At 73.7% G+C, this 989-nt stretch carries 1 protein-coding gene; it reads left to right on the forward strand.

Annotated elements, in window-relative coordinates:
- Positions 1-910 (forward strand): leucyl aminopeptidase (locus G6018_RS13175; protein ID WP_182639849.1); only part of this gene is annotated, 910 nt, incomplete at its 5' end.
- Positions 911-989: the final 79 nt, after the last annotated feature.

Raw genomic sequence — 989 nt, forward strand, 5'->3', positions numbered from 1 at the left:
CGGTTCCTTCGCGGACCGCGCCGCCGAGCTCGCCGCCGCCGCGGGCCTGGAGGTGGAGATCATGGACGAGGCCGACCTGGCCGACGGTGGATACGGCGGCATCCTGGCCGTGGGCGGCGGGTCGTCCCGGCCACCACGCCTGGTCCGACTCACCCACCGGGGCAACGAGAACCGGCCGCCCGTCGCCCTGGTGGGCAAAGGCGTCACCTTCGACACCGGCGGCATCTCCATCAAGCCGGCCGCGGGCATGGAGCAGATGACGATGGACATGGGCGGTGCGGCCGCCGTGGTCGCGACCGTCATCCTGGCCGCCCGGCTCGGTCTCGACCTGACCGTGGTGGCGACCGTCCCGATGGCCGAGAACATGCCGTCCTCGACCGCGTACCGGCCCGGCGACGTGCTCACCATGTACGGCGGGACGACGGTCGAGGTGCAGAACACCGACGCCGAGGGGCGGCTGATCCTGGCCGACGCCATCGTCCGCGCGTGCGAGGACTCGCCGTCCCACCTCATCGACACCGCCACGCTCACCGGGGCGCAGATGGTCGCACTGGGCAAGAAGTCCCCCGGTGTCATGGGCACCGAGGAGTTCCGCGACCGGGTGGCCGAGCTCAGCCGGGGGGTCGGCGAGGGCGGCTGGCCGATGCCGCTGCCCGAGGAGCTCCGCGACGGCCTCGACTCCCAGGTCGCGGATCTGACCAACGTCACCCCGCACCGCTGGGGAGGCATGCTCTCCGCGGGCCTGTTCCTCTCCGAGTTCGTCGCCGAGGGCGTCGAGTGGGCCCACGTCGACGTGGCGGGCCCGGCCTACAACGACGGCGGCGCCGAGGGCTACCTGCCCAAGGGCGGGACCGGTGTCCCCGTCCGGACGATGCTCGCCGTGCTCGAGGACATCGCCGCGGCCGGCTGACCCGTCCGCGGGCGGCTCACCCGTCCGCGGCCGGTCAGGCCTCGTCGGCTCCGCGCATCTGTTCGCGGAGCCGGCGGGA

Source organism: Dietzia sp. DQ11-44 (assembly GCF_014145205.1).
Classification (GTDB): Bacteria; Actinomycetota; Actinomycetes; order Mycobacteriales; family Mycobacteriaceae; genus Dietzia; species Dietzia natronolimnaea.